The sequence below is a fragment of the Pedococcus sp. P5_B7 genome (assembly GCF_054049895.1).
Genome location: NZ_JBFULM010000001.1, coordinates 531,178 through 548,693, shown reverse-complemented (window position 1 = coordinate 548,693; position 17,516 = coordinate 531,178). Strand labels below are relative to the sequence as shown.

The 17,516-nt window shown below is 68.4% G+C and carries 16 protein-coding genes; 9 read left to right on the top strand and 7 right to left on the bottom strand.

What is annotated here, in order from left to right:
- Positions 1 to 7: 7 nt before the first annotated feature.
- Complete coding sequence (locus ACXJKD_RS02480; RefSeq protein ID WP_457252744.1) at positions 8 to 2,152, top strand: CHAT domain-containing protein; 2,145 nt, start codon at positions 8 to 10, stop codon at positions 2,150 to 2,152.
- Positions 2,153 to 2,268: 116 nt separating this feature from the next.
- Here the strand turns inward: ACXJKD_RS02480 and ACXJKD_RS02475 are convergent, their stop codons facing one another.
- Complete coding sequence (locus ACXJKD_RS02475) at positions 2,269 to 3,168, bottom strand: hypothetical protein (RefSeq protein ID WP_457252743.1); 900 nt, start codon at positions 3,166 to 3,168, stop codon at positions 2,269 to 2,271.
- A gap of 332 nt (positions 3,169 to 3,500) precedes the next feature.
- On the opposite strand from ACXJKD_RS02475, the gene ACXJKD_RS02470 reads away from it, so the two are divergent.
- From ACXJKD_RS02470 to ACXJKD_RS02460, 3 genes are all read left to right on the top strand, one after another.
- Positions 3,501 to 4,313 (top strand): hypothetical protein, encoded by an 813-nt coding sequence (locus tag ACXJKD_RS02470; RefSeq protein ID WP_457252742.1) that lies wholly within the window; start codon positions 3,501 to 3,503, stop codon positions 4,311 to 4,313.
- Positions 4,294 to 4,869, top strand: coding sequence for a hypothetical protein (locus tag ACXJKD_RS02465; protein WP_457252741.1), 576 nt, complete (start codon positions 4,294 to 4,296; stop codon positions 4,867 to 4,869). The genes ACXJKD_RS02470 and ACXJKD_RS02465 overlap by 20 nt, the downstream gene beginning before the upstream one ends.
- A 387-nt stretch (positions 4,870 to 5,256) precedes the next feature.
- A complete protein-coding gene (locus tag ACXJKD_RS02460) occupies positions 5,257 to 6,405 on the top strand; it encodes an IS110 family RNA-guided transposase (RefSeq protein WP_457252740.1) in 1,149 nt (382 codons plus the stop codon).
- Between the two features lie 170 nt (positions 6,406 to 6,575).
- Here the strand turns inward: ACXJKD_RS02460 and ACXJKD_RS02455 are convergent, their stop codons facing one another.
- Entirely contained in the window at positions 6,576 to 7,832 is a 1,257-nt protein-coding gene (locus ACXJKD_RS02455; RefSeq protein WP_457252739.1) for a glycoside hydrolase family 3 N-terminal domain-containing protein, read from the bottom strand.
- A gap of 78 nt (positions 7,833 to 7,910) precedes the next feature.
- Here ACXJKD_RS02455 and ACXJKD_RS02450 point away from each other — a divergent pair, with 78 nt between their 5' ends.
- A complete protein-coding gene (locus tag ACXJKD_RS02450) occupies positions 7,911 to 8,891 on the top strand; it encodes a nucleoside hydrolase (RefSeq protein WP_457252738.1) in 981 nt (326 codons plus the stop codon).
- Positions 8,891 to 9,727, top strand: coding sequence for a PfkB family carbohydrate kinase (locus ACXJKD_RS02445; RefSeq protein WP_457252737.1), 837 nt, complete (start codon positions 8,891 to 8,893; stop codon positions 9,725 to 9,727). Before ACXJKD_RS02450 ends, ACXJKD_RS02445 begins: the two co-directional genes overlap by 1 nt.
- 33 nt (positions 9,728 to 9,760) lie before the next feature.
- On the opposite strand, the gene ACXJKD_RS02440 is transcribed toward ACXJKD_RS02445, so the two are convergent.
- The 3 genes from ACXJKD_RS02440 to ACXJKD_RS02430 form a co-directional block, all read right to left on the bottom strand.
- On the bottom strand, positions 9,761 to 10,468 hold the full coding sequence (locus ACXJKD_RS02440) for a hypothetical protein (protein WP_457252736.1): 708 nt from the start codon (positions 10,466 to 10,468) through the stop codon (positions 9,761 to 9,763).
- 194 nt (positions 10,469 to 10,662) lie between these two features.
- A complete protein-coding gene (locus ACXJKD_RS02435; protein ID WP_457252735.1) occupies positions 10,663 to 11,895 on the bottom strand; it encodes a THUMP-like domain-containing protein in 1,233 nt (410 codons plus the stop codon).
- A 199-nt stretch (positions 11,896 to 12,094) separates the two neighbouring features.
- Complete coding sequence (locus ACXJKD_RS02430) at positions 12,095 to 12,919, bottom strand: GNAT family N-acetyltransferase (protein ID WP_457252734.1); 825 nt, start codon at positions 12,917 to 12,919, stop codon at positions 12,095 to 12,097.
- 261 nt (positions 12,920 to 13,180) lie between these two features.
- Between ACXJKD_RS02430 and groES the strand changes: the two genes are divergently transcribed.
- The 3 genes from groES (at position 13,181) to ACXJKD_RS02415 (ending at position 16,948) form a co-directional block, all read left to right on the top strand.
- Positions 13,181 to 13,474 (top strand): co-chaperone GroES, encoded by a 294-nt coding sequence (groES, locus tag ACXJKD_RS02425; RefSeq protein WP_056916628.1) that lies wholly within the window; start codon positions 13,181 to 13,183, stop codon positions 13,472 to 13,474.
- Positions 13,475 to 13,607: 133 nt separating this feature from the next.
- Positions 13,608 to 15,227, top strand: a complete 1,620-nt coding sequence (gene groL / locus ACXJKD_RS02420; protein WP_457252733.1) for a chaperonin GroEL — start codon at positions 13,608 to 13,610, stop codon at positions 15,225 to 15,227.
- Between the two features lie 233 nt (positions 15,228 to 15,460).
- Positions 15,461 to 16,948, top strand: a complete 1,488-nt coding sequence (locus tag ACXJKD_RS02415) for a hypothetical protein (RefSeq protein WP_457252732.1) — start codon at positions 15,461 to 15,463, stop codon at positions 16,946 to 16,948.
- 24 nt (positions 16,949 to 16,972) lie between these two features.
- On the opposite strand, the gene ACXJKD_RS02410 is transcribed toward ACXJKD_RS02415, so the two are convergent.
- On the bottom strand, positions 16,973 to 17,197 hold the full coding sequence (locus ACXJKD_RS02410; protein ID WP_457252731.1) for an RNA-binding S4 domain-containing protein: 225 nt from the start codon (positions 17,195 to 17,197) through the stop codon (positions 16,973 to 16,975).
- A gap of 19 nt (positions 17,198 to 17,216) precedes the next feature.
- Positions 17,217 to 17,510: a WhiB family transcriptional regulator gene (locus ACXJKD_RS02405; RefSeq protein ID WP_457252730.1), complete on the bottom strand. Its 294-nt coding sequence runs from the start codon at positions 17,508 to 17,510 to the stop codon at positions 17,217 to 17,219.
- Positions 17,511 to 17,516: the final 6 nt, after the last annotated feature.

Here is a 17,516-nt window from a genome sequence, read left to right as displayed (position 1 = left end):
GTGAACCATGCTCGCACGGACGCCCCTTCGGGCACTCTTCCCAGCCGCATCGGTGGCGCTAGACGTTGATCCTGGCATCTGGGATAGGGAGGCTGACCCTGGGACCGCCGACGGGGTTCGGGATCTCTATAACACCATCATCTTCTTGGAGAACACCTCTCAAGACGAGGGTTTCGATGCCCTACTCCGCACGGCTCGCGCGCTACGCATCGACCTACTTGGCCTTGCCGCCCAGGAGTCGCCACCGATAGCAAGTGCCGATCTGCACGCCCTACTTCTTGCGACAGCTTTGGGACCAGCCCGCGTCGGCGTAGTAAGCGGACGGGTCAATATCGCATACGACTGGTTGCTCTGGTCGCTAACCACCTCATGGGATCTCGAGGGTGAGCACGAGATCAACTTCCACTGGCTCGCCTCGGCTGCGACGTCGCATTTGGACGACGCCACAGATGAGATTGTGCGGCCTTGGCTGCTCACGCTGTACCAGTACGACTGGCTCACTGCCGGTCTGCCTTCGGTGGCGGATCAGCTACTTGCCTCGACCCTCGCAATCGCTGTCCACGGTCTTGCCCGCGCTGACTTGGATCTGGCTGCAGTTCTTCTGAGTTGGGCTGGCAACCGATCTCTCGACACCACTGTTGCGGCCGAGCTCAAAAGGATCGGTGGCTTCTTTGCCACTATCGCGGACAATCAAGCACTGGCACCGGCCATCCGGCTTCAGGCACTCAGACCACTCGCGCTCTGCGTCGGCACCGTCACCGGTCAAGACCAGACTCAGCGTTCTCGGCAACTCCTCGACGAGTTTGGGTCAAACCTCAGCTCCACGGACAGGCTCGGTGCGCTTGGCAACGTGTTCACTGGAAAGCCGGGCGAGCTCGCCGACCAGATCGACACCTTCATCGAGCTCGCTCTTGACCACCACCGGCAGTTCGAGGCCATTCAGGGGACGATCGCCGGGATGGCCTGGGCGCGAGGGACGAGGCACTCCCTGGTGAACGTCCCAATTCGGACTCTTCTCCTCGATGGTCGGGTGGAGCCTGCCGTTCGCCTATTGCGCGCATGGCGTGGCCTAGCAGACAACATCTTTGAAGGAACGCAGACACTCGTGGGGATGCTGGCCAGCCCGGGCGGCGTCACATGGGTCGCCGAGGGTGGCAAACCCCAAGAGGCGGCCACCGGGATCTCCCTTGTCGACTTTCAGACGGCTGCTAACGCATACCTCGGAAATACCGTCGCCGTCCCCACCAGCCCTGGGATGGCGCTTCACGTGGGGCCCCGCGGACGGGGTATTCCAGACGGTGATCTGGAGGCGCACTACCAAACGAGCGCCGAGGCGTTTCTCAACCTTGGAGCAGCAGGACAAGCGCGCGCTGCTGCGACGATGCCCCCAACGTCGCTGCTTCTCTTGCCGACACTTCAAGCTCCCGTCCAGGCGCTAATGACGCGTAAACATGGCTCGACACTTCCGCTCTGGATGAGCCTCCAACAACCAGCACCCGATCGGCGCATCCGCAATGCTCTTCTCTACTTGGGAGGATCCTTGTTCAGTCCCATCGAGCAGGAGATCCTCGTAGCATCGCTGTCCGCCGCAGACGTCCGGTTGACCCTCAGGACCGAAGGAGAGATGACTCGCGCCCGCTTCCTCGACGACTACAACTCGCAGGACTTCGATCTGATCTGGGTTGGAACACACGGCATCTACGACGGGCTCCAGCCGGACAACGCTCACTTGCATCTCTCCAGGACGGAACAAGTTCGACTCAACGACCTTCAACCGCCGGCATCGGTGATGCGACGGTTGCTCGTTCTGAACGCCTGTGATGGAGCAGTGACCGCTCAAACCGGCGGGATAGGCGAGATGGGCTTGGCTGCCGTAGCAGCCTCTGCAAACCAGGCAGTCATCAGCCATCAATGGCCGGTCGCGTCGTCGACCACGGCCCTATTGTTCGCGGGAGTTCTGGCGACGTCGCTTACGAGGGCTCCATCCTTCTTCGAGGCGTACCAGTCGATGATGAGCCTGGTCGGCGGCGAGTCGCGCGTACTCCGGGATCAAGTCGCGACGATCTCCCAGCGTTTGGTCCGACTGCTTGACGACAAGCCCGAAGACTTCGAAAGCCTTTCGTCTTGGGGTTCTGCAGCGTTCGTTCAGTGAGGGAAAGGCCAGAGCACCTAGTCGATACTGTCAGGCAGCCTGCTCGCCCTCTTCACTCGGCGAAGAGCGTGCCTACGTAGCACAGACGGACGCCGAGCCTTGCCTCTACGCGGCATCTAAACACCTGTCACCCACCACACGCTTCTGGTTTGTGCCATAAGGGACTGAATGGACGCCAACGCCCGCAAGGAATCTACTGTCTGCGAATTGAGGTTGAGCCCCTCAAGCTGGCGGGCCCACAAGTCCACGTCGCGCCGAAGTCGCGGTTCGCGTTCGCGACAAGCGGCCGCCGTCGTCAGCAGGTGTTCGCCCATCCCCGCGAGCGGTTCCGTCGGGTAGGGCTGCAACTCCCTTCCAGCGGTGGAACGACCTAGCGCTTCCTCTAGCAAGACGTCGAAGGTCTCAAACAATGTCGGTTTCCCGTTAGGGTTTGCACGCCCAAGATTGCCGGGCGAGTCATACGTCCACCAGAGATGACGCACTAGACGGGCCGGGGGGACGTGTCCGGACTGGGTAATCACCGAACTCGTCAGCTGGGCAGTTTCGAGGTCTCCGAGCGTAGAGAAGGCGGGAGCGGCATAGCGAACGATCGCCTGTCCACCTAAACGTCGCTCAAGCCGACCGAGAACCCGCTGCTGTTCCGTCGTTCGCTGGAATCGGTAGTAGGGATGGCGCCACATCTTCCACTGCTTTGCGGCTGGCCCCCGTAGGTACTCGGGTCGCTTAAACTGCAGGAACAGGCTGATGGGGTACAAAGGAAGAGCCGCTGCCGGCGGCTGAAGCGCCTTTGCGGCCCCCCATAGTGGAGGCACGAGTTGTACGGCTGGTGGTCGCGGCAGAGCCAGCACCCGCCAAATCACGTGGTCCGGGTCCGGGTTGCCGGCGGCGTCGAAACCCAGGAGTTTCTCGAGCACCTGTCCTGGCGAATAAACGATGCGGCTGGTGCCGACCCCGAGAGCAAGTTCAATGCAGTAGGCCACCTCGTAGGTCTTCTCCTCAAACCCTGCGACGCCCATTGGTTCATCCTGCACGAATGTTCATCGGCACGCTCTGCGATGCGCCTAGCCGCCGTGGACGCCTCGGGACCAGGGTCGCCGTCCGAGACTTGCCGGACCGTACAACCTGGCTCTGCCGCCTAGCTGGACGATCCGTGCATTAGCCTCCGAGCCCTCGAGATCCGCGCCTGACCTACGTCCTAAGGTAGTCAAGCGCTCAAGCCACGGCGCCGCCTTCCCCCGGAAGGGAGTCCTGATGTGGCTTGTGTCCGGAAAGTCGATTTCACGGAATCCGCCACCTCAATCGGCGCTCCGGGTGCAGCATGGTTCCGACTCGCGAAGGGGGATCATCAATGCTGCCGCTCAAGACGACACTCGAGGACTTCGACACCCTGCTGGCCTACATGAAGACACAGGTCGGATGGGTGCCCTTGGAGAAGATCCGAAAGACACTGCCCACTAAGGCCACCGACAACCGCAAGTTGGAGGCTATGCGCACGATCGGACTCATCGAGCGAGACAACACCAACATCAAAGTTAGTGATGCTGGGTGGAAATACATTCGCTCGACGGAGAGTGCCGATAAGGCCGCCGTCCTGAGGGATCAGCTCGGCACCGTCCAGTTGTATGTCGACACTGTTCACTGGATGCACTACAACGGGAAGCCAGAGCCGACCCGCACCGACGTGGCGAACTACTGGCACGACAAGCACGAGGGCCAAATTCAGGGCGCGAAGGGTGCCGCGCTCACCGACGCCGCCGTATTCTTCCTGCGCTTGGCAGCTGGAGCAGGTTTGGGAACCTTCGTCAGAGCCGGCAACAACCGCCCTGACACCTACTTGAAGGGTGACGCGTCTGCGATCTCTGCTTTCACCCTTGGGCCGACGACGGCAGCGCCGGAAGTTGAGTCGACCAGCGGGGATGATGTGGAGCAGCCGCCAACTCCTCCTGTCGCGCTTGCCGACCCTCCGCCTGTTGGCGTCGGCGCTACTCCACCAGTGTCCCCACCCGCTGCCAACCTACAAACGAGTCCGAACATCCATGTGAACCTTGAGATTCACATTGCAGCGGATGCCACGCCAGACACCGTCCGCGAGATATTCCGAAACATGAGGAAATACGTCCTCAACACACCAAAGATTGAAGATGACGACGGCGTCAGGTGAAGTCGGTCCGCTCCTTGAGCGCCTTGACCGCCTCCGAGCCTTCCAGGCCGAATATGCGATCCCCGTCACAGACTCCGCCAAAGAATCCCCCGTCCATGCCTTGTCGTCCCTTCGCGATGCGGCAGACCAAGCGCCGCCCGAGTATCGGGCCTACCTCGACGAGGCCGTCGACTGCTACGAGGGAGGCATGTACCGAGGCGCAATCCTTATGGTCTGGGCGGCCACCGTCCAGCACATGTACGGCGTCGTAAGGGGTCACCACGGTGGGATTAAGGCGTTCGAGGCAGTCAACGTAAAACGATACGGCAAAAACAAGAACTATCGAGAGATAAGAAAGGTGGACGACTTCCTGTACCTCGGTGAGGCGCAATTCCTTCAGCTTGCCGAAGACTCGGGAATGATAAACCGGAACGCACGAGCGACACTGATCACTCGCCTCAACACTCGAAACCTGTGCGGCCACCCAACCGGATATACGGTAGGTCGTGAGGAGACCGTCGTGTATGTCGAGAGCCTCGTTCTCAACGTCCTGACCGGCAGCTGGCTCAACTGGTAGGCATTTCGACGCGAGGTGCTTGTCGAGGCACCACGCGCCATCGAGCACCTCGGCGTCTGGATACAGGGCCCGCCCTCAATGCGCGCCAACCATGTTGACCACCCAGCTTCCGCTCAACCGGAAGCTGGGTGGCCCCAGTGGTGCGTCGGCGCCCTTAGTGGGCTACTAGAGACTTTCCGCAGGGCCGGCGTCTGGCCAGACTCGGTCCAGGTGCTCGGCGGGACGCTCTCTATTGGGCTGCCCACCAGCCTCATCGGTGTGGCTCACTATCGGACTGCTGCCCGCCGGGTGCCGTGACGAGGCGTGGCTCAAGAAGGGACTGCCCAGCTCGTAGTAGCACTGCCCACCTCGCCGTCCACATCGGAACGAGCAAGGCGGGAGTTGCCCATGGAGCACGTCGTCATCGGGGTCGATCCCCACAAGCTGTCGGCGACGATCGAGGTCGTCGACGACCACGAACGGATGCTCGGCTCAGGCAGGTTCACGACCGACCGGACCGGCTACGCGGCTATGCGGACCTACGCCAAGGCCTGGCCGGTGCGGGTGTGGGCGGTCGAAGGAGCCAACGGTGTCGGACGTCCACTGGCGCAGCGGCTGCTGGAGTCGGGCGAGCACGTCGTCGACGTCCCGGCCAAGCTCGCCGCACGAGTCCGGCTCTTCGACACCGGGCACAACCGCAAGACCGACGCCCACGACGCGCACTCGATCGCCATGGTCGCGGTCCGCACCCGAGGCCTGCGCGTTCTGCGGGTCGACGGCGAGCTCGAGGCGCTACGGCTGCTGGTCGAACGCCGCGAGGCGCTGACCCGTCGCCGGGTCCAGATCGTCGACCGCCTCCAAGCGCTGCTGGCCGAACTTCTTCCAGGACAAGCGAAGAAGGACCTCACCACCGGTCAAGGCAAGCGCATGCTGGCGTCCGTGCGACCCCGCGACATCGCCGGGAAGACCCGCCGCCGGATCGCGGCCGAAGAACTCACCGAGCTGGTCGCGGTCGAGACGAAGATGAAGAAGGCCACCGCCGAGCTGAAAGCGATGGTTGCGGCCCGAGGCTCGCACCTAACAGACATCCACGGCATCGGCCCGGTCGTCGCCGCGCGGGTCCTGGCCGACGTCGGCGACGTCGCCCGATTCACCGACCGCAACCGGTTCGCGTCCTGGACCGGCACCGCCCCACTCGACGCGTCGTCCGGGGAGCAGAACCGGCACCGACTGTCCCGGGCCGGCAACCGACGGGTCAACCACGTCATCCACATCGCCGCGATCACCCAACTCCGCCTCGACACCGACGGCCGGGCCTACTTCCGACGCAAGCGAGCCGAGGGCAAGAAGCCCCTGGAAGCCCTTCGCTGCCTCAAGCGACGGATCTCCGACGCCATCTTCCGACAGCTGGTCGCGGATGCCACGGCCCGAGGAGAAGACGTGCAGGCGGGCCCGGGAGGGCACCGCGGGGCGTCACTTCAATCCAGCGCGGCCGGCTCACACCCGCACACCGACACTTCGGATCAGCCACTTCCCGGACCCGCACCAAGACGCTAAGCCCCACCACGCCGCCCCCGGAAGACCGAGCCGGCCAAGCGCCTCCAGCCGACCGGTTGACAACAGAAGGGAGCCGGTAAGCAGCGGCTTGCGGGCCCGCGTTATCGGTCCGGGGTGACACACCCTTCTATGGCATTCGTCCGGGAGTCTCGAGGTGTCGCTGGCGCGGGTCAGCCGCACTTCACGAGGCCGAGGTCGGCCTTCAGGTCGAGGACTCGAGCCGCGGCTGCGTCGACCTGAGCGGCGAACGCCGGGCTGGCCGCCCGCTTGGCGGCGATGGCCTTGAGCATGGTCGGCGCCTGCGAGGCCCGTGCCGTCAGCACGATGTCGCCGCCTGCCGCGATGAACCTCGTCGCGCGCTGACCGACCGGGACCGCCGAGACCGCCCTGGCCGCGCCCACGTCGTCGGTGATGACCACCCCGTCAAAGCCCATCCGTTCGCGCAGCAGCCCGGTGATGATCGCCTTGGAGAACATCGCCTGGTGGTCCGCGTCGAGCTTCGGGTAGTAGGCGGAGGAGACCATCACGAGGGGTGCACCCGCCTCGATCCCGGCGGCGAACGGCGCGAGGTAGGGGTCGTCGGTGTCGGCGGTCCGGTCGGTGATGCCGCTGCTGGTCACGTCGGTGTTGCCGGTGATCCGGCCGAGCCCGGGGAAGTGCTTGACGGTCGGGGCGATGCCGGCGGTGAGGGTCCCGCGGACGAACGCCGCGGCATACGTCGCATTGGTCTTGGGCGAGCCGGGGGCGAAGTCTCGGCGGTAGCGGCCGATGGGCTGGTTGGCGGCTCCGAGTGAGGTGGGCACGGTGTCGCTGACCGGGGCCAGGTTGATGTTCACGCCGGCCTTCTTGAGTTCTCGTGACCAGGCCTCGACGTTCTTCTCCTCGGAGTCGACCCTCGACTGGGCCTGCGTGCGCGCGGAGGGCATCCGGGTGAACCCCGCCCCCCGCAGCTGCTGCACCTGGCCACCCTCCTGGTCGGCGGCGACGAGCAGGCCGTCCTCGGCGGCGGACTGGAGCCGGTCGGAGATGGCGGCCATCGACGTCACACCGTTGGACCACCCGCCGAGGTAGATGACCCCGCCCAGACCCTGCTTCTTCACCTGGGCGGCCAGGGCGCGTGAGCTGCCGGTGGGCTGCAGCCCGACCATCAGGAGCTGTCCGGCCCGCTGGGCCGGGGTCATGGCGCCGGCCAGCTGCTCGCCGCACGTGGGCACCGCGGTGGTCGTGGAGCTGGATGAGGACGAGCTGGAGCTCGACGAGGACGTGGAGGAGGACGAGGACGGCGAGGAGCTGCCTGAGGAGGCGCTCGCGCCGGTGGTGGAGGCAGCCCCCGGGGTGCCCGAGTCGCAGGCGGCCGTGGTGGTGAGGGCCAACACCGCCACTGCGGCCCCGAGGACTCGGGTGTGGCGGGCGGGGTGCTCAGTCACGGCCCGAACCTATCCCGCTGGCCAAGCCACGACGAAACTGCACCGGAGCCGCGCGGCCCGCTCTGGCAGGATCGCGGTATGGCCATTCCCGTCGTCCTCGACGTCGACACCGGCGTCGACGACGCGTGTGCGTTGCTCCTCGCAGCGCTGCACCCAGCCCTCGACCTGCGTGCCGTGACCTGTGTCGGTGGCAACGCCCCGGTGGACGCAGTGGTCGCCAACACGCTCACCGTCCTGGACGCGGCCGACCGCCGCGACGTGCCCGTCGCCAGGGGTGCCGAGCGCCCGCTCCTCGAGGACCCCGTCGACGCCCGGCACGTCCACGGGCAGGACGGCATGGGCGACCTCGACTGGCCCAAGTCGCAGCGGCAGCCCGACCCGCGGCACGCCGTGGAGCTCTTGCGCGACGTGCTCCTGGAGGCGGCGGAAGGCGACGCCGACAGCCGAGTCACGCTCATCCCGCTCGCACCCCTCACCAACATCTCCCTCCTCCTACGCACCTATCCCAGTGTTGCCAAGGGAATTCGCGAGATCGTCTTCATGGGCGGGGCGGCCGAGACCGGCAACGCGACGGCGTCCGCGGAGTTCAACGTGTTCCACGACCCCGAGGCGGCTGCGGTAGTCCTCGACGCCTGTGCCGACCTCGACATCCAGGTGACGATGTATGGCTTGGACGTCTTCTACGCCCCGCGGGTTGGTCTGGACACCGCACGAAGGTTGTCCGCCCCCGAGGGCCACGACGCCGCAGACCTCGCGGGTCGGCTGATCGCGTTCCAGTGCGAGCGGTTCGGGACCGTCGACGCCACCATCGGCGACGCGGGCGCGGTGTGTGCCGTGCTCGAGCCGGCCGGGGTCCGTCGCGAGCGCCTGCCGGTGCGGGTCGAGCTGGCCGGCACCTGGTCGCGGGGTCGCACGATCGTCGACCGTCGCGACTGGTCCGCCGGACTCGACCACGACCCGCACGGGCCGGCGCGGTCGACCATCGACGTCTGTGTCGAGGTCGACGCCCAGCGCTACGCGACGCTCTGGCTCGACACGGTCGGCGGGGGGATGCGCTGATGGGCCGGGTCGTGGTGCTGGGCTCCCTCAACGTCGACCTCGTCGCCGCCGTCGAACGCCATCCCGGTCCGGGCGAGACGATCCTCGCCGATGGCGCGCTGGAGCGGTTTGCCGGCGGCAAGGGTGGCAACCAGGCCGTCGCAGCTGCCGCAGCCGGCGCCGACGTCGCCATGGTGGCCGCGGTCGGTGACGACGAGGGCGGGCGAGCCTACGTCGAGCGGCTCCGGTCCCGTGGGGTCGACGTCTCGGCCGTGCGCACCACCGCGACCGCGCCGACCGGTCAGGCCTGGATCACGGTGGACGACGAGGGTGAGAACGCCATCGTCGTGATCCCCGGCGCCAACGGGGAGGTTGGTCCGGAGGGCCTGTCCGACGCACTGGCGGGCCTGGGCGCGGGTGACGTGCTCCTCCTCCAGCTCGAGGTGCCGGTGCGGACCGTGGCCGCGGCCGCCCGCCGGGCGCACGGCGCGGGTGCACGGGTGGTCATCAACGCCGCCCCGTATGCCGCCCTCCCGCACGACGTGGCGGCCCTCGCCGACCCGTTGGTGGTCAACGAGCACGAGGCGCTCCAGCTCGCGGACAGCGACGCCCAGCCCACCTCGCTGCTGGTGACCTTCGGCGCCGCAGGCTGCAGCTGGGACGGCCAGCGGCACGACGGCATACCGGTCGACGCGGCAGACGTCGTCGACACGACCGGCGCGGGCGATGCGTTCTGTGGTGCCCTCGCCGCGGCGCTGGCACGCGGAGCGGACCGGGATGCGGCGATCAGGGCCGCGAGCCAGGCCGGGGCAGACGCGGTCCGCCACCGAGGCGCCCAGCTCGACCCCCAGCTCTAGCGAGGTCCGGCGGAGAACGGTGAGGGGGAAGGTCTAGAAGACCGAGACGTGCACGTGGTCGTAGTGGTTGGCCGTGGCGCTGCCGCGGTCCTCCATGCCCTGCCAGCTGCCACCGGGGTACCAGATGCGCTGGCGCCAGATGAGGTACTTGATGTTGAGCTCGCCGGCGTGCGCCTGCAGGAAGCTCGCGATCTCGTTGCCCTCGGCCGTGCTGCACATGATGTCGACCGCGTGACCGGTGCCGTGGTCGAGCGGGTCGCCGGGACGGTAGCCACCGAACGGACCGGAGCCGGGGAACTGCGCCTTCACGGCGTTGATCACGGCGATGGCGTTCGGGGTCATGCCGCCGACGTTGCCCAGGCCCACACGGGAGGTGTTGCGGGAGATGCCGGTGGTCGTCCGGGTGCTCTTGGCGGCCTCGGTGGCCTTGGCCTTCGGCGTGGCGGCGGCCTTGGCAGTGAACCCGATGACGCCGTAGTCAGCGACCCGGGCCGGGGCCGACACGGCTTCGGCGCGGGCGACCACGGGCTGCTGCTGCACCTCGGCAGCGGTCAGCTCGAAGGACGCACCCGGCGCGGGGGCCGCGAAGGCGGTGGCCACCCCGAGGGCCGACGCAGCCAGGCCCAGTCCCTTGACGGCCGAGCGGTGGCTCGGACGTCGCCAGACCCGGGACAACAGGGTCGTGGGTCGGGGGCTGGCGCCACGGTGGCGGCCGTAACCGGCGGAGTGAGGGGAGGACATCGCCGCTGAGGATACGAGATGGTCACGGCGCAGGGCCAACTCCGGGGCAATTCAGACACCACTTGCCCCGCTTTGCCCTCTGTTGCCTCCGGTTCCGCTGACGGGACCAGCCCTCCCGGCGCTATCTCATGCAAAAGGCGAGTTAGCGCCGTCCCGACCGGCGCTAACTCGCCTTTTGCATGAGATACCGGCGGTCAGGCTGGGTGCACGATCAGCGCGACCTGGTTGCTGCGGACCCGCGTGAGGACGACCGTCGCCTCCTGGTGGCCCTTGGCCGGCAGCCGGAGCTGGCGTCGGAGCAGGTCGGCGTCGACGCTGACGCCGCGCTTCTTGATGGTCAGCCGGTCGATCCCGTGGTCGCGCAGCCAGCCACGCAGCGCCTTGACGTTGAAGGGCATCGCCTCAACCACGGCATACCGCTTGGCGAAGGGCACGTCCACGGACCGACTCGACCCGACGTAGCCGACCCCGGCATCGAGCTCGGCCCCGTCGGTCGCGGCGGTCAGGGCGCCGACCAGGCCGGCCCGGAGCACGGCCTTGTCGGGTTCGTAGAGCCAGCCGCCGAGGTCGGCGAGGTTGACCAGCGGTGGGGCGTCGCCGTCGGTGTCGGCCTCGGTGACCACCACGGCGGGACCAGTGGCGCGCAGCAGGGCCGCGCTGCGCCCGGCAGTCCGGACCAGCGGGCCCCACCAGAGCGCGCACTCGACGACATCGCCCTCCCACGAGGTCCACTGCGCCTCGGCCCCCGGGGGGAGCGCGGCGTGCGGGAAGGCGGGGCTGAGCTTGGCGCCGGTCGCAGGGAGGGCTCGGGCGACCTCCTGCACGGTGGTCCAGCTCGGGGAGATCTCCGCGAGGTTGAAGATCCGCCGGGTGCGACCCTTGGCGTCGGCGATCCCGGGGGTGCGTCGGGCCGGGTCGAGCCAGGCGCCGACACCGCGACCACCCTCGCCGGCCGGGGCGGTGAACTCCTCGACGACGCCCTGCTGCGCGGTCGAGTCGGGCCAGTGCCGCAGGTTGACCGCCGCGATGCCGGCCGTCAGCTCGTCGGCGTCGATCGCACGAACCCTCAGGTCGAGCCCGGCCATCGCCATCGCGTCGGCGCCGATGCCGCAGCCGAGGTCGTGGACGGTGTGGATGCCGGCGGCGCGGTAGCGCTGGGCGTGCTGCGCGGCGACGCCGAGGCGGGTGGCCTGCTCCAGCCCGTCGGACGTCAGGACCATGCCGCGGGCGAACTCGCCGAACTTCTCGACGGCCCGGGCGCGCAGCCTCGCCTGGTTGAGCGCGGCCGCCACGAGGTCCGGGTCGAAGCCGGCGCCGCGCAGCCGCTGCTGCAGGGCCAGCGCTCCCGACTCCTCATACGGGGGGAGCGACTGCAGCAGACCCCAGCCTTCGCCGGTGGTCAGCCGTCGCAGCAGGGCCAGATCCATGTCGCGCATTGTTGCGTATGCCGCGTGCCGAGGTCGCGGGTCCCGGCACCCGTACCGTGGGCTGGGACTCGCCCTGGGCCGGACCGGGCTGGAACGCGCTCGGACCGCTCATGACGAGGGACCCCCGGTCGTGACGTGGGTTCCGACGGAACCGTCATCCAGTAAGACGCACGCCGGAGCCTTCTGGTTGTGCCCAGTTTCAGCTGGCGCGGCGCCACTCGTAGGGAGTCGTCGTCGAGACCTTGACGAGTCCGGACCGCTCCAGGATCGGCCGGGAGAACTCGGTCGAGTCGCTGTTGATGTAGCGCTTGCCATAGCCGATGGCCGACCGCGCCCGCGCCGCCGTCAGGGCCCGGTAGATGCCCTTCCCGCGATACTCCGGTCGCGTCGCGCCACCCCAGATCCCGGCGAACTCGGTGCCGTCGACGGGTTCGAGGCGGCCGGCGCTGACTATCCGGCCGTCGTGCTCGGCCACCCACATCTCCATGTCGTCGCGCGTGCGGAGCCGGTGCAGGATCTGCTCGACCATGGCCCCGAGCTCGGCCGGCTCGTCCCCGAAGACCTCGCCCTGCATGGCCGTCATGGCGCGGACCTCGTCCTCGTCGGTGACCCTGCGCACCACGACGCCGTCGGGCAGGTCGACGTCGACGGCCAGGAGCCGGGCCTCGCCGATCATGACCGACTCGGGCTCCTCGGGGACGAAGCCGTGGGCGACGAGCGCTTCGTGCAGGCCGGGGGCGTGGTCGTGGCCGCGGGTCTTCCACTCGACCCGCTGGATCTCGGGCATCGCCTCGTAGTGGGCGAGCGCCTGCTCCACGAGTTGCCGGACCGAGTCCTCGTCGGCCGGTAGGCCGTCGACCTCCAAGTTCTTGTAGGTGATGAAGCCACGTCCGCCCAGGTAGGTCGCGAGCACCAGTGGCCCGAGCCGGTCGACGGTGATGGCGGACGGCACCTCGGCCTCCTGCCGCAGCTGTTCGTCGTAGGCGCGCAGCAGCTCGGCGGGGTCACTGGTGGAGGTCGTCATGCGACCAGACCCTGCCCGCTCAGGGGTGCGCGGCGCCAGCGGATTTGGCCCCGGCCGTCCGCCCTCGGCGAACGCGCCGTCCAGTTCTGGCACTCGAGTTGACCGAGTGCTAACCGCGAGCCTAGATTTGCGTTGGCACTCCGGTTCGCCGAGTGCTAACGCAGCCAGCCGGTCGACCCCCGCGACGGCGACCGGATCGGCAGCACCCAGCTCCACCCACCACTGTCCAACTTCGACATTCCCGAAGGGGAGGTCCTCACCGTGTCGGTTTCCATCAAGCCGCTCGAAGACCGCATCGTCGTCAAGTCCGTCGAGGCCGAGCAGACCACCGCGTCTGGCCTCGTCATCCCGGACACCGCGAAGGAGAAGCCCCAGGAGGGCGAGGTCCTCGCGATCGGCCCGGGCCGCATCGACGACAACGGCAACCGCGTCCCGCTCGACGTCACCGTCGGCGACCGCGTGATCTACAGCAAGTACGGCGGCACCGAGATCAAGCACGGCGGCGAGGAGTACCTCATCCTCTCCGCTCGCGACATCCTCGCCATCGTCGGCTGAGCATCCGCACCTTGTGAGTGACGTGCCCTGTATGCCGGCTACCCGGCATACAGGGCACGTCCCCTTCACGCTCAGGTCACGGCAGCCCGAATCTCACTGCACCGCTGAATCCGATTGCTAGAGAAGGATTTTCATGGCTAAGACGCTGGAGTTCAACGACTCCGCCCGCAAGTCGCTGGAGCGCGGCGTTGACGCGCTCGCGAACGCGGTCAAGGTGACGCTCGGCCCGAAGGGCCGCAACGTCGTCATCGACAAGAAGTGGGGCGCCCCCACGATCACCAACGATGGCGTGACCATCGCGCGGGAGATCGAGCTCGAGGACCCCTACGAGAACCTCGGCGCCCAGCTCGCGAAGGAGGTCGCCACCAAGACGAACGACGTCGCGGGTGACGGCACCACCACCGCGACCGTGCTCGCCCAGGCCATGGTCAAGGAGGGCCTGCGCAACGTTGCTGCAGGCGCCGCCCCGGCCAGCCTGAAGCGCGGCATCGACGCAGCCGTCCAGGCCGTCAACGCCCGGCTGCTCGAGAACGCTCGCGAGATCGAGGGCAAGGACGAGATCGCCCAGGTCGCGTCGCTCTCCGCCCAGGACGAGACCATCGGGTCGACCATCGCCGACGCGTTCGACAAGGTCGGCAAGGACGGCGTCATCACGGTCGAGGAGTCCTCGACCGCGACGACCGAGCTCGAGTTCACCGAGGGCATGCAGTTCGACAAGGGCTACATCTCGCCCTACTTCGTCTCCGATGCCGAGCGCATGGAGGCCGTGGTCGAGGACGCCTACATCCTCATCAACCAGGGCAAGATCTCGGCCATCGCCGATGTCCTCCCGGTGCTGGAGAAGGTCGTCAAGACCGGCAAGCCCCTGCTGATCATCGCCGAGGACATCGACGGCGAGGCGCTGTCGACCCTGGTCGTCAACAAGATCCGTGGCACGTTCAACGTCGTCGCGGTCAAGGCTCCGGGCTTCGGCGACCGTCGCAAGGCGATGCTCCAGGACATGGCGACCCTCACGGGTGGCCAGGTCATCTCCGAGGAGGTCGGCCTCAAGCTCGACCAGGCTGACCTCGACGTGCTGGGCCAGGCCCGCCGCGTCGTCGTCACCAAGGACACCACCACGATCATCGACGGCGGCGGCAACTCCGACGACGTCACCGGCCGGGTCAACCAGATCAAGGCCGAGATCGAGCGCACCGACTCCGACTGGGACCGCGAGAAGCTCCAGGAGCGCCTCGCCAAGCTCGCCGGTGGCGTCTGCGTCATCAAGGTGGGCGCCCACACCGAGGTGGAGCTCAAGGAGAAGAAGCACCGCATCGAGGACGCCATCTCGGCGACCCGCGCGGCCATCGAGGAGGGCATCGTCGCCGGTGGCGGCTCCGCCCTCGTCCACGCCTCCACCGTCATCGACGACCTCGACCTCGAGGGCGACGAGGCGACCGGTGCGCTGATCGTCAAGAAGGCCTCGGCCGAGCCGCTGCGCTGGATCGCCGAGAACGCCGGCATGGAGGGCTACGTCGCCGTCTCCAAGGTGCGCGAGCTCACCGCGGGCAACGGCCTCAACGCCGCGACGGGCGAGTACGGCGACCTCATCAAGGCCGGCGTCATCGACCCGGTCAAGGTCACCCGCTCCGCCCTGGTCAACGCCGCCTCGATCGCGTCGATGGTGCTCACCACCGACACGCTCGTCGTGGAGAAGAAGGAAGAGGAGCACGAGGCCGCCGGTGGCGGCCACGGTCACGGCCACGGTCACTGACCAACGCACCTCTCGTCGAAGGCCCGTCCCCGTTCGGGGGCGGGCCTTCGCCATGCTCCCGCTGACTTGTGGTTGGCCGCGCTATGCCGTGCCCCTGAGGGTGGGGCACGGCATAGCAAGCCCAACCCCGCGACCGCGCAGATCGGGGCCGGTCCGCGGCCGTGCCGCGCGGCATACGATGCGGTCGGCATACGATTCGGGCAGTGCAGGGGTGGCGCAGAACGAAGGTGGCCATGGCGGACCGGTTCGCCGAACCCCCCAGCTTCGACGAGTACGTCGTCGCCCGGGGTGCCGACCTGCTGCGGACCGCCTGGCTGCTGGTGGGGGACGACCGGGGCGCCGAGGACCTGGTGCGCACCACGCTCGCCCGCAGCTGGCCGCAGTGGCGCCACCTGTCGCACGTCGGCGCGGGCTCGTACGACGCCGAGCTCAGGCGTGCGCTCGTGGAGACCTACCTGCGGCGCCGCCACGTCCGGGTCAGTCGGTCGGAGCAGCGCGCGCCCGTGGCCGACCCGCCGTCGCGCGCCGACGTGCTGGGTGCGCTGGCCGGGCTGGGGCCGCGCGAGCGAGTGGCACTGGTGCTGTGGACCTTCGACGGACTCTCCGACGGCCAGGTCGCTGCGGCCCTCGACGACGACGTCGCCGCGGCCCGGCGACACCGGCTGCACGCCCTCGACACGGTCGGTGGCCGGCTCGGTCTCGACGAAGAGCGCCTCCGGGTGGTGCTCGACGCGCTGCCACCACAGGACCCGTCCGTGGCCGGGCTCCTCGAACAGACCAGACCGTATGCCGCCCGCTGGCGTGGCGCCCGCGGCTGGGCGTTGGGGGGAGTCGCCCTCGTGGCGGCGGTCACCGTCGGAGGCCTCCTTGCGGGGGGAGACCCAGACCGGGTCACCCCCCTTCCCAGCCCGAAGCCGTCGGGCGTGACCTGCCGCGACTCCCTCGCGCCGCCCACCCCACCGCCGGTCACGACCGAGCCCCTGAGCCGCTCCGTCTCGGCGGTGCTGGTGTGCGCGCAGACCGACGAGGGCTCGGTGTGGTCGGGCTCCCTGCCGCCCGATGCGCCGGTGAGCGTGCCCATCGCCGTGGACGCGCTCGTGCTGGCGCCTCGCACGACCGGTGCGGAGTGCGCGGCCCTGCCGACCGGGCCGGCTTTCCGGTTGCTGCTGCTCGGCACCGACGGCGCGGTGCGCACCTACGCGAACGAGGGGCTGGCCTGCAACGGCTGGCCGGCGCTCGCGAGCTACTACGCCGCCCTGGCCGAGCAGGGAGCGCTGGCCGACTCGGGGTCTGACGCGACCGACAGCGGGTTCCTCGGCTGCCCGTCAGTGCTGGGGAAGTCGCTCGCTCCCCCGGGGGTGGCCCCGCCGAGCCTGCCCCGCGGCACGGTGCTGGTGGCCGCGACCGCCTGCCTGCACCCGCGGGCCGTGGCGACCGCCGTTCCCCGGTTCCGGGCGGTCCGCACCAACGTCATGGGCACACCCCAGCTGGCCCAGCTCAACGCCGACCTCGCCAGGGGCGGGTCGAGGACGCAGGCGGGGAGCACCTGCACCACGGGGACGTCGCTGTTCGTCGTCGAGGCGCGGATGCAGAACGGGCGGATGCTCGAGCTGAGCAGCAACTGCGCAGACGTCTTCTCGGTGGACTGGCAGTCGCGGGACAACTGGGCGGTCAGCAGCCAGACCCGCGACATGCTCCGCGCCCTGCTCGTCGCCCAGTGACCTGAGGTGAAGGGACGGCGGCACTCAGCCGCCGGCGACGACGTGCAGTGACTCCCCGGCATACCTCACGACCTGGCCGGGACGCACCTGCGCGCCGCGTCGCACCTCGACGGTGCCGTCGACGGTCACCTCGCCGAGCTCGATGACCGAGCGCGCCATCGCGCCGTCGTCGACCACGCCGGCGAGCTTGAGGAGCTGGCCGAGCCGGATGGACTCGTCGCGGATGGGGAGGTCGACAGGGCTGCTCACGCAGCCGAGTCTAGGTCGGTCAGCTGGCGGCGGGGACGGCGTGGCCGGCGTAGTGCGCCTCACGCTCGTCCTCGGTCATCGCGCCCCACACGCCGTAGGGCTCGCGGACCCGGAGGGCGTGCTCGCGACACTGCTTGAGCACCGGGCAGGCGAGACAGACTTCCTTGGCCTGCGAGTCGCGCGAGCGGCGGGCCGGGCCACGCTCACCCTCGGGGTGGAAGAAGACCTCTGGGTTGATCTGCCGACACGACCCGTCGAGCTGCCAATCCCACAGGTCGGCGATGGGTCCCGGAAGCCGTGACAACTCAGCCATGTCGTC